The sequence below is a fragment of the Nitrosomonas ureae genome (assembly GCF_001455205.1).
GTDB classification, from domain to species: Bacteria; Pseudomonadota; Gammaproteobacteria; order Burkholderiales; family Nitrosomonadaceae; genus Nitrosomonas; species Nitrosomonas ureae.
Genome location: NZ_CP013341.1, coordinates 169009 through 183586 on the forward strand (window position 1 = coordinate 169009; position 14578 = coordinate 183586).

Genomic DNA, 14578 nt, shown 5'->3' on the forward strand with positions numbered 1-14578 from the left:
CGACATTATATTTTGCAGCAAGGCTAATCGATGAATCTATCCGCGATTTTTGGCGAAGCACTGCGCGCCCTACGTCAGAACCGTCTGCGTACAGGATTGACCATGCTGGGCATGATCATCGGTGTTGCCGCTGTCGTACTCATGCTGTCAATTGGTCAGGGCGCACGCACCAAAATCAACGAAACCATCGCGGCGATGGGTAGCAACTTGTTGCTCGTAGTGCCCGGCGCCATGTCTTCCGGCGGTTTTAGTTTCGGCAGTGGCAGTGTCAGGACTTTAACCATCAATGATGCCAATGCTATTGCGGAACTTACATCGATCCGGGCAACCGCGCCCGTAACGAGCGGAACGGTGCAACTCAACTATGCCGCCAAGAATTGGAGCACCCTCATTACCGGCACCACACCGGAGTATTTTGAAGTCGGCAACTGGACAATGGAGTCCGGGACGGCCTTTACAGAATCCGAAGTGCGCTCGGCTGCCCGCGTCGTTGTATTGGGATCAATCACGGCGAAAAATCTCTTCGGCGATGAAGAGCCCGTAGGCAAAACCATACGCATCACCAATCGTCCGTTTCTGGTTGTGGGGGTGTTAATGGCCAAAGGCCAAAGCCTCACCGGACGGGATCAGGACGATAATGTTTTCGTTCCGATCTCAACCAGCGAACGCCAAATCACCGGCAATCAGTTTCCCGGCTCTATCCGCTATATGCTGGCACAAGGCGCATCAGCGGATGAAATGGATATTGCCGAAATTGAAATTACGCAATTATTACGTCAGCGTCACCGCATTCCCAACGGCAAGGATAATGATTTCACTGTCCGCAACTTAACCGCTATCGCGGATGTTGCAACCGATGCCGCCAAGGTAATGTCCATTGTACTCGGCGCGATCGCATCGGTTTCTTTATTGGTCGGCGGCATCGGGATCATGAACATCATGCTGGTATCGGTGACAGAGCGTACGCGTGAAATCGGCATTCGCATGGCGATTGGCGCCAATCAACGTGCCATTCTTACGCAATTTTTATTGGAAGCGATGATGATTTGCATCATGGGCGGCTTAATTGGCCTGTTAATAGGGATTGGCGGCGCCTGGCTGGTCAGTCAGGTGGCTGATATGTTGATTGTTATTACTCTGGGAATGATTGGCCTGGCATTTTTATTCTCTTCCGCGGTCGGCATTTTTTTTGGCTTTTACCCTGCTCAAAAAGCGGCTTCACTGAAACCTGTCGATGCGCTTAGGTACGAATAAATGACTGACATAACGATTCTCACCAGCGCGATAAGAATTAACATATTAATGATTTTATTGATTATTCTTTATATAGGGTATGCCGATGCCTGCATTTAATTCGATTTATTAACCGTTTTCCAAAAGATAAACGCTTGCAATGTGCTATAGTCTTGGTGTGACAAATTCACAGATGTAGTACTTATCAATTTATTAAAGAGAACGTTAATTAAATGAAACTTTTAAAATTTTTTGCAGTAACAATTTTTGCATTGACATTAGTAGCTTGCGGTAAACCTACGGCTCCGGAAAGCGCTAAGGAAGAAGGTTACGGAACGACTCATGAAGGCAAACCGGCTGAAGGCCGTAATGAGCTTCCTGCTAATTAAATAGCCGCTCTGAAAAGAATTATTGGCATTGTTTATCGTTCAATGTCAGTTAATTGACTTATAAGACCTCTGTAGGATCAGTTTATCGTTCCTACAGACCTTTAATACCAATAGAAATTTCATATTCCGACGCGACGTCCGTTTAAGCCGCCCTCGATTATGTTAGAACCTTCCTTGCTGGTTACGCTGCCTTAAATTCCTGCTCTATCCGTTTCATGCGGAATTCTCCTGGGAATTCATATAAAACCAAATAGGTTTTTGCTACAAATACCCATAAAGCAGTGATTAATTCGGCGAACGAGATGAAGCACGAGGCGCCAGGAAGGCAGCATTAGACATATCAATAAGATAGGAGAAGGTACGAGTATCGTGCAACGAAGTGATTCACTCGTGCAGTCCATTAATCTGCGTTTACTTGAGGAACGCGAAACCAGGCTGGAAACATTGCGCCATGCTTTGATTGAAGGTGAACAAAGCGGCACGTTTGACTATTCCTTGCAAAGCACCCTGAATGAATTGGAAAATCAAGATTAGATGAGGTCATACACCCTCACCCAAAAGGCACGGCACTAAAAACAATCGCATTGGGTGGAGTCGCAACCGGTGGCATGCATGGATCCATCACTCACCTCTTCAATATCTCAGAATATATCGATGACTACTTTCTAAAGGCATCAATAGACAATTCTCGCCATTTCCCGCCCTCTTTGTTCATTGACCGTAGCCAGCAGCAATAAACCCACAATGAAGAACACCAAGGTACTGAGCAACGCAATGCGGTGATCGCCCGCAAATAGATAAACCATGCCGCCATACGTCAGCGGACCGATGATTGCGGATAGTTTCGTCGCCAATCCCCATAACCCGAAGAATTCCCCTTGACGCCCGGTTGGCGTGAATTGCCCGACCAGGGCTCGCCCTGCGGATTGTGCGCCGCCGAGCGCGGTACCGATTAAATTGGCCGCGATCCAGAATAACCATTCATCGGTGGCTAAATAAGCGCAGATAATCGCTGCTATCCAGATCAATAATGTAATCGCAATGCAGCGACTTGAACCGATCCGGTCTTGCAGATGGCCAAACAGGAAAGCACCGATGGCTGCCGTGACATTGACCACCATGATCAGGATAATCGTATCTTGCGTCTTGAATCCCATCACTTCCTGCGCGTACACCGCCGCCAGCACGATCACAATGTAGATGCCCGCATAGTAGACCGTCAATGACAGCAGAAAACGGAACAAATCAATATGTAAACGGGCCTGGCGCAGCGTATCGCCTAGACGACCGAATCCTGCGCGGATCAGATGTTTGCTGTCAAAAGACTCGGTTACATCCACGCGCTCGCGCAGCCAAAGCAATGTTGGCAATGCCGCAACGCCAAATAATGCTGCAACGATTAAGTTGGTGACGGGAACATAGTGCGCAGCCTCCAGCCCCTGCTTTTCCGCATGCGTCACATAAATCAAACACAGCGCCAGCGTCAGCAAACCGCCGAAGTAGCCCAGCGCCCAGCCATACCCGGAAAGCCGTCCCATGGTTTGCGGGGTACTGATTTCCGGTAAAAATGCCGCAATCAGATTCTCACCGCTGGCAAACATGAATGTCGCCATAATCACCAGTATCACGGCCAAGGCGATATCGCCCGGCCCGGCAAAATACAACAGCGCAGTAAACAACACACAACCGACGGTCGTTACCGTCAGGAAGCGCTTCTTTGCGCCGGAACAATCCGCAATCGCCCCCACGACCGGCGCACTCAGCAACACCAGCGCATTGGCAGCCGCCATGGTGATCGACCACAGCAGCGTGGCATTTCCACTGCCGTGTTCTGCAGCGATGACGCCGACAAAGTAGGCATTGAAAATGGCCGTCAGAATAACCGTGGTATAGCCGGAATTGGCGAAATCGTACATGCACCATGCAAAGCGTTCACGCCGCGTGGCTGGATGGGAATGATCAGCAGGTAATGCCATCGTCGCAACCGATAAAGGGAGAATGCAGCATGTTTATTTTCCTGTCATGGTTTCCGGCACCACCCAGGCATCGAACTGTTCCGCCGTCACATAACCGGTCGCAATTGCCGCAGCCTTCAAGGTTGTACCTTCACGATGCGCTTTTTTGGCAATCTCGGCGGCCTTGTCGTAACCGATATGCGGATTCAGAGCGGTCACCAGCATCAGCGAATTGTGCATCAGGGTATCGATGCGTTCCCGGTTGGCTTCGATACCCACCGCGCAATGATCATTGAAACTGGCCATGGCATCCGCCAGCAAGCGCACGCTTTGCAGGAAATTATGAATGATCAGCGGTTTCATCACATTCAACTCGAAATTACCCAGCGCGCCGCCCATGTTGACCGCGACATCATTCCCCATCACCTGGCAACACACCATGGTCATCGCTTCCGATTGTGTCGGGTTGACTTTGCCCGGCATGATGGAACTACCCGGCTCATTTTCAGGAATGCGCAATTCACCAATGCCGCAGCGCGGCCCGGATGCCAGCCAGCGGATATCGTTGGCGATTTTCATCATTGAAGCGGCCAGCGTCTTCAATGCGCCATGCGCGTGCACCAACGCATCGTTGCTCGCCAGCGCCTCGAATTTATTCGGTGCGGTGACAAACGGCAAGCCGGTCAAACGCGACAATTCCGCCGCTACGCGCACGGCAAACTCCGGATGCGCATTCAAGCCGGTGCCGACCGCCGTGCCGCCCAATGCCAGCTCGCACACATGCGGTATAGCCGCTTGGACATGGCGCAGGCCATGATCCAGTTGCGCCACGTAACCGGTAAATTCCTGCCCCAGCGTCAACGGCGTGGCATCCTGCAAATGCGTGCGGCCGATTTTGACGATACCATCGAATGCGTCGGACTTGGCCGCCAACGTACCGCGCAATTGCTGAATGGCGGGAATCAGCCGCTGCTGCATTTCCTGTACCGCGGCGACGTGCATCGCGGTCGGAAATACATCATTCGACGATTGGCCTTTATTAACATCGTCATTCGGATGCACGATCCGGTTGGTGCCGCGCCCGCCGCCGAGAATTTCCGACGCGCGGTTCGCGAGCACTTCGTTGACGTTCATGTTGCTCTGCGTGCCGGAACCGGTTTGCCACACCACCAACGGAAACTGATCGTCGAAATGACCGCCGGTCACTTCATCGGCAGCCTCAATGATCGCCGCAGCACTGGCGGCGCTCAGCAACCCCAGATCGTGATTGACTTTGGCGGCGGCGCGCTTGACCCTGGCCAGCGCATGAATCAGCGCCAGCGGCATGTGCTCACCGGAAATCTTGAAATTCTGCAACGAGCGCTGCGTTTGTGCACCCCACAATGCTGCGGCGGGGACTTCTACCACGCCCATGGTGTCGCGTTCTTCACGGGTTTGCATGGGTATTCACCTCACTAAATGGGATAAATTAACAGGCCGTTGAAAAACTACCTGCGTTGCTGCTGCGGCGTTAAAAACAGGCTCAAAATGCTCATTTATTAAGCATAAACTGCGCATTTTAGCCTGTTTTTGCATTGCATCGGCTGCCTCGAAAACGTTTTTCAACGGCCTGTTAAGAGATTGGTTAACCGGGATTGCGATTTTGTTTAGCCCCAAACTCGCCCTTCAGTACGCGAGTTGATCCAAGGTAATGCCCATAGCCGCTGCGGCTTTCTCAAGTGTTGCCTTACGCGGACGTTTGGCAGCTTCGATCTGTGCGTAACCGGCTTGCGTAATCCCCATGCGTTTAGCCATTTCCTCTTGCGTCAGCATCAGGTATTCGCGCCAGGCGACGAGCATACTGACTTCATTTATGATGCGTTTACCAATAACCTCGTTGGGAATCATGCCCGGGCGTACTACGCCGGGAAGTTTGACAAACTCGGCATAAGGCACGACGACAAAAGCCGGTTTTCCGTTGCTATCCAGGATGGTCTGGTAATTAATAAGTGCGCTCATCGCGTTTTTTTACCTCCTCAATATCAATAACATGCACGCTACCGTCAAACTCGAAAAATACCCGGTAGTCACCAACCCGCAGCCGGTAGCTATACGCATGATTGGTGAGTTTTTTGACACCCTGGCAATCCGGAAAATCAGCCAGCGACTGAACTTCAGTAAAAATTCTTTTGCGCACGGCGGCAGCCTTGATTTTCTCAACCTGCTTAAGCGCTTTGGGTTTCCAGTCAATGTCATTCACACTTATTATAAGCCTAAAATAAGTATTTTAACAAAAATATAAGAATTCAGACCTCTGTAAAGCTTTATTTCTTGAAATTCTGCAACGAGTGCTGCGTTTGCGCACCCCACAGCGCTTCGGCGGGTACTTGCACCGGCTCCATGGTGTCGCGTTCTTCAAGGGCTTGCATGGGTTTTTACCTCATCAAATTGGATAAATTGAGGTATTGGTTTACCAACGAGTTGCTGAATTACACTGAATTCGTCATTCCGGCGCAGGCCGGAATCCAGAAAAGTCAATGAACTGGACACCGGCTTTTGCCGGTGTGACGAATAATTTAGTATTCTCATAAGATTCCGGTTTAGCGTTTCATTCATTACATATATGACGTTTCTTGTCCGAGTTGACACGACTGCTAAACGTTTTATCCGATTACAAGTCGCCTCGCGATTGCACCCAACATTATGAGCGGAATATAAAACCCCCATACTGCCGCCGAGTACCGCATCATCTTCAATGGCAACCCCCGTAGTAGGTTGGGTTGAATGAAATGAAGCCCAACGATTGGCGGCTTGTTGATGTTGGGGTTCATGCCTCCCCCAATCTACGAGCTGTATTTATCAACCTGGCGCGGTTTGTCGCGGCAAGCCCGGTGGAATGATGGATTGGGCCTCAGGGCTAAAGGTGACCAGCTCCGCGAGCTTGGCCGCAATGTTTGCCATCGGCTCTTCTGCTGTGCTCAGGCCACTTCGCGAGCCGAGCAAGGGGCTGACTTCGCGTAGAGCTTCATACGTCGTGCCATGGACGATTGGAACGAGCAGATCACGCGCCAAGAGCGCCGAAAGCTCCTTGTCGGCGATGCCTTCACCTTCGAGGCGGCGCAGCAGCGCAGGGGTTACCAGCACGATCCCGACTCGCGACCTCGCCAATCCTTTATCGATTTCGCGAAGCAAAGTCGCACCGAGGAGGACGTCTTTCTCGCTGAACCAAACCGAGACACTGCGCGACTCGAGCAGATCGTGCAGCTCCTGGGCGGCCCCTTTCCGGTCATCCCACGCGTGGCAAAGAAAAACATCTCGAAGGCCTGGCACGGATGCTCGCTTCTCGACGTTTTCGCGGACCGGCGTGAGCGTCCGCACCTCGGTAGACGTGTACACCACGGACGAACCTGCTCGCGACCAGCGCGGCCTTACGCTGCTTGTGCCGGCCCCACCGACGCTGCTCCGACCGCCCCAGCTGCTCCCAGACGAGGAGTAGGGTGCGGAGTAGGACGAGTATGACCCGTAGCCGCGAGAGCGGCTACTACATACGGGGCAGGCCGCTTTCCCGCTCGCTGTGCGATGCCCATTTACTGGTGCTGTGCATCTAGCCATGTTGTAATCCTCCAATTTTGTAATCGCTATTCATTTACTCTTCTAGCCCAACGTAATATCTGTGACAAAAAATATCGCATAAACTGATTGCATCGGCTTCAGCAACCCTCAATCCCAACTCAGCGCCCCACCTGTTTGATACTCGGTCACCCTCGTTTCAAAGAAATTCTTTTCTTTCTTGAGATCCATCATTTCCGACATCCACGGGAATGGATTATTGGCATTCGGGTACAGCGTGTCCAGGCCGATCTGCTGGCAGCGGCGATTGGCGATGTAGCGCAGATATTCCTTGAACATCGGCGCGTTCATGCCCAATACGCCGCGCGGCATGGTGTCTTCGGCGTAGCGGTATTCCAGCGCCACAGCTTTTTGCATCAATGCGGCGATTTCTTCACGGAATGCCTTGGTCCACAACTGCGGATTTTCCATTTTGATCTGGTTGATCACGTCGATACCGAAATTGCAGTGCATCGATTCATCACGCAAAATGTATTGATATTGCTCAGCTGAACCGGTCATTTTATTTTGCCGCCCGAGCGCCAGAATCTGCGTGAATCCAACGTAGAAGAACAGACCTTCCATAATGCAGGCAAACACGATCAGGCTTCTGAGCAGTTGCTGATCGGTCTCCAACGTACCGGTCTTGAAGTGCGGATTCGTTAGCGTGTCGATAAACGGAATCAGAAATTCGTCTTTGTCGCGAATCGAGGATACTTCGTGATAGGCGTTGAAGATTTCCCCTTCGTCCAAGCCGAGTGACTCAACGATATATTGATACGCATGGGTATGAATGGCTTCTTCGAACGCCTGGCGCAGCAAATACTGGCGACATTCCGGATTGGTGATGTGACGGTACGTGCCCAGCACAATGTTGTTCGCCGCCAATGAATCCGCCGTGACAAAGAAACCCAGGTTACGCTTGACCAGGCGGCGCTCATCTTCGGTCAAACCGTTCGGATCCCTCCACAATGCAATATCGCGGCTCATGCTGATTTCCTGCGGCATCCAATGGTTCGCACAGGCGCCGAGGTATTTATCCCAGGCCCATTTGTATTTGAACGGCACCAATTGATTCACGTCCGCATTGCAATTGATGATTTGCTTATCTTCCACCGCAATACGGCGGTTGGCGCTGCCCGCAACAGCTGGCTCATCCGCGGCAGTGTGGGATTCCTTAAACAGTCCTTGCAGCGGTGCATCCAAACCCGGGATTGATGGCTTTTCCTTAGGTGATTCGTCTTCAAATGTCAGCATCGTAAACTCCTTATATTGGGATTATTGGCAGGATTCGCAGCTTTCGTCATCGATCGCGCAATATTTGATTTCAACCGTGGATACTTCCACCGCCGCCTTAACGACTCCGCCATCGGCAGGCACGGCATTCAACGATCCTGCGCGCACGGTCGATTTTTCCGCCGCGGTGGCGCCCATCGAGCGTAGATAATAGGTGGTTTTCAGACCGCGCAACCATGCCAGTTTATAGGTTTCATCCAGTTTCTTGCCGGACACGCCCCCCATATAAATATTCAGCGATTGCGATTGGTCGATCCATTTCTGCCGCCGCGCGCCCGCTTCGATCAGCCACAGCGGGTCCATCTCAAATGCAGTGGCGTACAGGGTGCGAATATTTTCCGGGATGCGGTCGATTTTGCTGATCGCGCCGTCAAAATATTTCAAGTCGGAGATCATGACTTCATCCCACAGATTGAGCCTCTTCAGATCGTTGACCAGCGACCGATTGGTAATCGTGAATTCCCCGGACAGATTCGATTTGACGTACAAGTTTTGATAAGTCGGCTCGATGCTCGCGGATACCCCCACAATATTCGATATCGTCGCAGTCGGCGCGATCGCCAGGCAGTTGGAATTGCGCATGCCATGCAATTTGATGCGCTGCCGCAACGCTTCCCAATCCAGCGTCGCGGAGAGATCCGCTTCGACATAGCCGCCGCGCTCCTGCTGCAACACCGTCAGCGTATCGTGCGGCAGAATGCCGCGATCCCACAGGCTGCCTTGATAACTGCTATAACAACCGCGCTCTTGCGCCAGTTCGGTCGATGCCCAGTAGGCCTGATAAGCCACGGCCTCCATCGAACGGTCGGCAAATTCCACCGCTGCTGGCGAACCGTAGGGAATACCCAGTTGATGCAGACAATCCTGGAACCCCATGATGCCCAATCCCACCGGACGGTGCTTCAAGTTGGCATTGCGCGCTTTCGCCACGGCGTAAAAATTGATGTCGATGACATTATCCAGCATGCGCATGGCCACATGAATGGTGCGTTTGAGCTTGTCCAGATCCAACGCCCCATCCTTCAAATGCGCGACCAGATTGACCGAACCCAGATTGCACACGGCGATTTCCTTATCGTTAGTGTTCAAAGTGATTTCCGTGCACAGATTGGAACTGTGCACCACGCCGATATGGTTCTGCGGTGAACGGATATTGCAAGGATCCTTGAACGTGATCCACGGGTGGCCGGTTTCAAACAACATGCTCAGCATTTTGCGCCACAATTGCACTGCCGGAATTTTTTTGTACAACTCCAGCTCGCCGCGTTCAATCCTGGCTTCGTAGCCTAAATACGCTTGTTCAAATTGCTGGCCGAATTTTTCATGTAAATCCGGAGCATCCGAAGGTGAGAATAATGTCCAATCCCCGCCCTCCATGACACGCTTCATAAATAGATCGGGAATCCAGGTGGCGGTATTCATGTCGTGCGTGCGGCGGCGATCGTCACCGGTATTTTTACGCAGCTCGAGAAATTCCTCGATATCCAGATGCCAGCATTCCAGATAGGCACAAACCGCGCCTTTGCGTTTGCCGCCTTGATTGACCGCTACCGCGGTATCGGACACCACTTTCAGAAACGGCACCACGCCCTGCGATTTACCATTGGTGCCTTTGATACGCGCGCCCATGGCGCGCACCGCTGTCCAGTCATTGCCCAACCCACCGGCATACTTGGCCAGCAGCGCATTTTCCTTGATGGATTCATAAATGCCATCCAGATCGTCCGGAACCGTGGTCAGGTAGCACGATGACAATTGCGAACGGCAAGTGCCGGAATTGAACAATGTCGGCGTTGAACTCATGAAATCAAAACTCGACAATACTTGATAGAATTCGATGGCGCGTGCTTCCCGATCGATCTCATTCAACGCCAGTCCCATCGCCACGCGCATAAAAAACGCTTGCGGCAATTCGATACGCTGTTCTTTGATATGCAGAAAATAGCGGTCGTACAAGGTTTGCAATCCCAGATAATCAAATTGCAGGTCACGATCCGCATCCAGCGCTTCGCTCAAGCGCGCCAAATCAAATTGCGCCAGGCGTTGATCCAGCAGATCGGCCTCTATGCCGCGTTTGATGAAGGCCGGAAAATACTCTTGATAGTGCGACTTCATCGCTTGTTGCGAAACCTCCGCACCCAGCACTTCATGACGCACATTGTCCAGCAGCAAACGTGCCGTGACATAGCTGTAGGCGGGATCCTTTTCAATCAACACGCGCGCCGACAAGATCAGGGATTTTCTGACTTCATCGATAGGTACGCCGTCGTACAAATCCTTCAATGTGGCTTTCAGAATCAATGCAGGATCGACGGCATTTTTCAATCCTTCGCAGGAAGTTTCGATCAATGCGGACAATTTGGCCACGTCCAGCGGCACTCTTTGCCCGTTATCCATAACATACAGAACTTCCGCCGCCGTCTCTGCGGTCGATTTTTGCTTCAGCTTGGCCCTTTCCCGCGTGCGTTCTTCACGATACAGCACATAAGCGCGTGCCACATCGTGTTCGCCGGAGCGCATCAAAGCCAATTCCACCTGATCCTGGATATCTTCGATATGAAAAGTACCGCTATCGGGTTGTCGGCGCAGCAAGGCGTTCACCACATCCTGAGTTAAGTTGGCCACGACCTCACGCACCCTGACCGATGCAGCACCCTGACCACCATCAACAGCAATGAATGCTTTCGTCAAAGCGACCGAGATCTTGCCGGGCTCAAACGTAACCACCGCACCATTGCGGCGAATGACTCTATGCTGGGGAAAACGGGAATTTTGGGTCGGCATATCGATAAAACTTGAAGTTCCGGATACAGATTTGAGGTTGGTATGTTCTGTCGCAAGTTGCATTGACGATTCCTCCTGGCTGAATATTCATCAAAGAAAATACAAATTTCCATGGATTCAATGAAATAGTAGTATTCTCAAAAAACCACAATATCTAGTGTTTAATGACAAACACTACAGCACCGATAGTACACCACAAATTATTTTCCTGCTGCAAATTTTTTAATCTTTTTAACCCAAAGAAAATAATCGGCCGCCATTTCCGGATTAAGAATGAATCCGATCAGGAGGTTAAAAAAAGTTGTCTCATACACAACAAACACGATACGCGGAGAAGCTAACGATTGACACAAGAGCAACTTGCGATAGGGGAAAAGATTGCAATATCAGCGTGCGTTATTATCCGTGGCCAGCAAGACCGGGTGCTAGCACTGCACCAACAGTTTATCCAATTGATTGGCAAAATATTTACGGTCATTCTGACTCAAGGCGGACTGGCCGCCCGTATCAACGCCGCTATTGCGCAACGCTTCCATGAAATCGCGCATGCTTAACCGCGCGCCGATATTTTCCCGGGTATACAGTTCACCCCGCGGGGTCAGCACCAAGCCATCTTTTTTGATGACTTCCGCGGCTAGAGGAATATCGCTGGTAATCACCAGATCGCCGCTTTCGAGCCCCTTGACGATTTCATTATCCGCCACATCAAACCCGGATTCGACCTGTTGCATGCGGATGAACGGCGAGGGAGGGATATACACGGGGTGATTAGCGATCAATATTAACTGCCGCCGCGTCCTCTCGGCCGCTCTGAACAAAATTTCCTTGATGGCAGCCGGACAGGCATCGGCATCAATCCATATTTTCATGCATCATCGCCCGGGTTGAATCAATGTCCATCGAAATTTCCTTGGTCACTCTTCAACGCTTGCGGCAATGCGGCCTTTAAATAATAAAACATCGACCACAGCGTTAACACTGCGGCAATATAGATCAACCAGGTACCGATTTGCTGCGCATTGAAATATTCGCCGACATTTTCATGGTATAGCAACAACGGGATAGCGATCATTTGTGATGTCGTCTTGATTTTCCCCAGAAACGATACCGCGACACTTTTGGATTGACCGATCTGCGCCATCCATTCGCGCAGGGCGGAAACGGTAATTTCCCGTCCGATAATGACTAACGCGATGGGCGCATCCAACCGACCCAGATAAACCAGCACAATCAATGCGGCGCACACCATTAGTTTGTCAGCCACGGGATCCAGGAATGCACCGAATGCGGAAGTTTGGTTGAGTACGCGCGCCAGGTAGCCATCCAGCCAGTCGGTAATGGCTGCGCCAGCAAAAATCAGCGTAGCGACAAGATTCTGATTGGCTGGCGATAACCAGGCGTGGGGCAAATAAAAAATACCCACAAATAACGGGATCGCCAGGATGCGTAACCAGGTTAATAAATTTGGCAGGTTAAAAGGCATGGAATGCTACTTAAAAATAAATGGTAATGGCGTCAATGCAAATCCCGATAGATCTTTTCCGCTAATTTGCGGCTGATTCCCTCGGTTTGCTGTAACTCCTCAATGCTTGCAGTCAATACCCCCTTCAATCCGCCAAATCGCCCCAGCAAATGCTGCCGTCGTTTGGCGCCGACGCCCTCAATATTCTCCAAACTGGAACTGGTTCTGGCTTTGCCGCGCCGGCCACGATGCCCCTGAATCGCAAAACGGTGCGCTTCATCACGGATTTGTTGGATTAAGTGCAATGCTGCATGCTCACTGGGTAATTGTAACGGCTTTTCGAATAACGGAGAAATCAATTGTTCCAATCCGGGCTTGCGCTGTTCGCCTTTAGCTACGCCCAATAAGCTGGCATCGTTGATGCCCAATTCCTGCAATGCTTCCTGCGCGGCGCTCACCTGCCCTTTACCCCCATCGATCAGGATCAGATCCGGCAATTGACCTTCGCCGCTGATTACTTTCTGATAGCGACGGGATAGTGCTTCCCGCATTGCGGCATAATCATCACCCGGTGTTATGCCTTCAATGTTATAGCGGCGATATTCGTTATTGCGCATGGCGAAATTGTCGTATACCACGCACGATGCCACGGTCGCTTCACCCAAGGTATGGCTGATGTCAAAGCACTCAATGCGTTGCAAACCGGGCATCTGCAATTCCTGCTGCAACGCCAGCAAGCGCTTTTCCTGGCTGGCGTGACGACTCATCATTTGTTTTAAAGCCAGGTGGGCATTCTCAGTGGCCATATCAAGCCAAACGCGCTTCTCACCGACCGGATTGAGTTGCAGGGTAATTTTATGGCCGCACTGTTCTGTTAATAATATCTGCAACGCTTCGCGTTCTATTTTTTCCCCCACAATAATCAATGGAGGTACGCTACGATTCAGATAGTGCTGCGCCAGGAATGCCTCAACCACGTTTTCTGCACTGTAATCATCTGCATTTTGCGGAAAAAAACTTTTATCCCCCAAATGACGCCCTCCCCGAATCATCGCCAGATTGACGCACACCTTTCCGCTGCCATCCGGCGATACCACGCAAACCACCACATCGGCATCGAGCGCTTTTCCGCTATCGACAAACTGTTTCTCGCGAATTCGGCGCAATGCCTGAATTTGATCGCGCAGTGCCGCCGCTTGTTCATATTCCAATCGTTCGGAAGCCTGTTGCATCTTGACATTGATCATTTCCATCACTTCGGTTTGCTTGCCTTGCAGAAACATCTCGGCATTCTTGACATCCGTTTGATATTCCTGTCGGCTGATCCGGCTGATGCAAGGGCCACTGCAACGCTTGATCTGATACAACAAGCACGGGCGCGTGCGATTACTGAAAACGCTATCTTCACAGGTGCGCAGCCGGAAGATTTTTTGCAGCAATTGAATACTCTCGCGCACAATGCCCGCATTGGGATAGGGTCCAAAATACTGATGCGTTTTATCCAGTGCACCACGATAAAACCCCAAGCGTGGGAACTCATGTCCGCTCAAAATCACATAGGGATAGGATTTATCATCGCGGAACAGGATGTTATAGCGCGGCTTCAGGCTTTTGATCAGATTGTTTTCCAGCAGCAAGGCCTCGGCCTCGGAACGTGTCACGGTGGTTTCGATTCCGGTTATCTGCGCAACCATCAACTGGGTTCGGGGTGCCAGATTACTTTTCTGAAAATATGAAGCGACGCGCTTTTTAAGACTGACCGCTTTGCCGACGTAGATCACTTCACCTTTAGCGTTGATCATACGATAAACCCCCGGTTGCAAGGGTAGGTTGCTACAAAATTCCTTGGCGTCAAAACTGCTGTTCGACAA

At 51.2% G+C, this 14578-nt stretch carries 14 protein-coding genes; 3 read left to right on the plus strand and 11 right to left on the minus strand.

The genetic code is table 11. The features are described 5' to 3' along the window. Positions 1-30: 30 nt before the first annotated feature. The 3 genes from ATY38_RS00880 to ATY38_RS15330 all read left to right on the plus strand — a co-directional run bounded on the left by ATY38_RS00880 (position 31) and on the right by ATY38_RS15330 (position 2156). Entirely contained in the window at positions 31-1254 is a 1224-nt protein-coding gene (locus ATY38_RS00880) for an ABC transporter permease (RefSeq protein ID WP_062557633.1), read from the plus strand. 212 nt (positions 1255-1466) lie between these two features. Further along, the gene (locus ATY38_RS16190) at positions 1467-1622 is read left to right on the plus strand and encodes a hypothetical protein (protein ID WP_176492677.1); all 156 of its coding nucleotides are present in this window, start codon (positions 1467-1469) and stop codon (positions 1620-1622) included. Between the two features lie 369 nt (positions 1623-1991). Continuing rightward, positions 1992-2156 carry a type II toxin-antitoxin system ParD family antitoxin gene (locus tag ATY38_RS15330; RefSeq protein ID WP_235590353.1) on the plus strand — a complete coding sequence of 55 codons (165 nt, stop codon included), beginning with the start codon at positions 1992-1994 and terminating at the stop codon, positions 2154-2156. A 140-nt stretch (positions 2157-2296) separates the two neighbouring features. Here ATY38_RS15330 and ATY38_RS00885 read toward each other — a convergent pair whose 3' ends face one another. The 11 genes from ATY38_RS00885 to uvrC all read right to left on the minus strand — a co-directional run bounded on the left by ATY38_RS00885 (position 2297) and on the right by uvrC (position 14578). Continuing rightward, positions 2297-3598, minus strand: a complete 1302-nt coding sequence (locus ATY38_RS00885) for an MFS transporter (RefSeq protein WP_062557634.1) — start codon at positions 3596-3598, stop codon at positions 2297-2299. 33 nt (positions 3599-3631) lie between these two features. Further along, entirely contained in the window at positions 3632-5017 is a 1386-nt protein-coding gene (gene fumC, locus ATY38_RS00890; RefSeq protein ID WP_062557635.1) for a class II fumarate hydratase, read from the minus strand. Between the two features lie 225 nt (positions 5018-5242). Then, on the minus strand, positions 5243-5575 hold the full coding sequence (locus ATY38_RS00900; RefSeq protein WP_062557637.1) for a helix-turn-helix domain-containing protein: 333 nt from the start codon (positions 5573-5575) through the stop codon (positions 5243-5245). Then, positions 5559-5816 (minus strand): type II toxin-antitoxin system RelE family toxin, encoded by a 258-nt coding sequence (locus ATY38_RS00905; protein ID WP_062557638.1) that lies wholly within the window; start codon positions 5814-5816, stop codon positions 5559-5561. The genes ATY38_RS00900 and ATY38_RS00905 overlap by 17 nt, the downstream gene beginning before the upstream one ends. A 599-nt stretch (positions 5817-6415) precedes the next feature. After that, on the minus strand, positions 6416-6952 hold the full coding sequence (locus ATY38_RS00910) for a toll/interleukin-1 receptor domain-containing protein (protein WP_235590354.1): 537 nt from the start codon (positions 6950-6952) through the stop codon (positions 6416-6418). A gap of 32 nt (positions 6953-6984) precedes the next feature. After that, positions 6985-7143 (minus strand): hypothetical protein, encoded by a 159-nt coding sequence (locus ATY38_RS16330; protein ID WP_235590355.1) that lies wholly within the window; start codon positions 7141-7143, stop codon positions 6985-6987. 133 nt (positions 7144-7276) lie between these two features. Beyond that, the gene (locus tag ATY38_RS00915) at positions 7277-8422 is read right to left on the minus strand and encodes a ribonucleotide-diphosphate reductase subunit beta (RefSeq protein WP_062557639.1); all 1146 of its coding nucleotides are present in this window, start codon (positions 8420-8422) and stop codon (positions 7277-7279) included. A gap of 21 nt (positions 8423-8443) precedes the next feature. Next, positions 8444-11308 (minus strand): ribonucleoside-diphosphate reductase subunit alpha, encoded by a 2865-nt coding sequence (locus ATY38_RS00920; RefSeq protein ID WP_062557640.1) that lies wholly within the window; start codon positions 11306-11308, stop codon positions 8444-8446. A gap of 362 nt (positions 11309-11670) precedes the next feature. After that, positions 11671-12114: a YaiI/YqxD family protein gene (locus ATY38_RS00925; protein ID WP_062557641.1), complete on the minus strand. Its 444-nt coding sequence runs from the start codon at positions 12112-12114 to the stop codon at positions 11671-11673. Positions 12115-12134: 20 nt separating this feature from the next. Continuing rightward, the gene (pgsA, locus tag ATY38_RS00930) at positions 12135-12728 is read right to left on the minus strand and encodes a CDP-diacylglycerol--glycerol-3-phosphate 3-phosphatidyltransferase (RefSeq protein WP_062557642.1); all 594 of its coding nucleotides are present in this window, start codon (positions 12726-12728) and stop codon (positions 12135-12137) included. Positions 12729-12760: 32 nt separating this feature from the next. Continuing rightward, the gene (gene uvrC / locus ATY38_RS00935; protein ID WP_062557643.1) at positions 12761-14578 is read right to left on the minus strand and encodes an excinuclease ABC subunit UvrC; all 1818 of its coding nucleotides are present in this window, start codon (positions 14576-14578) and stop codon (positions 12761-12763) included.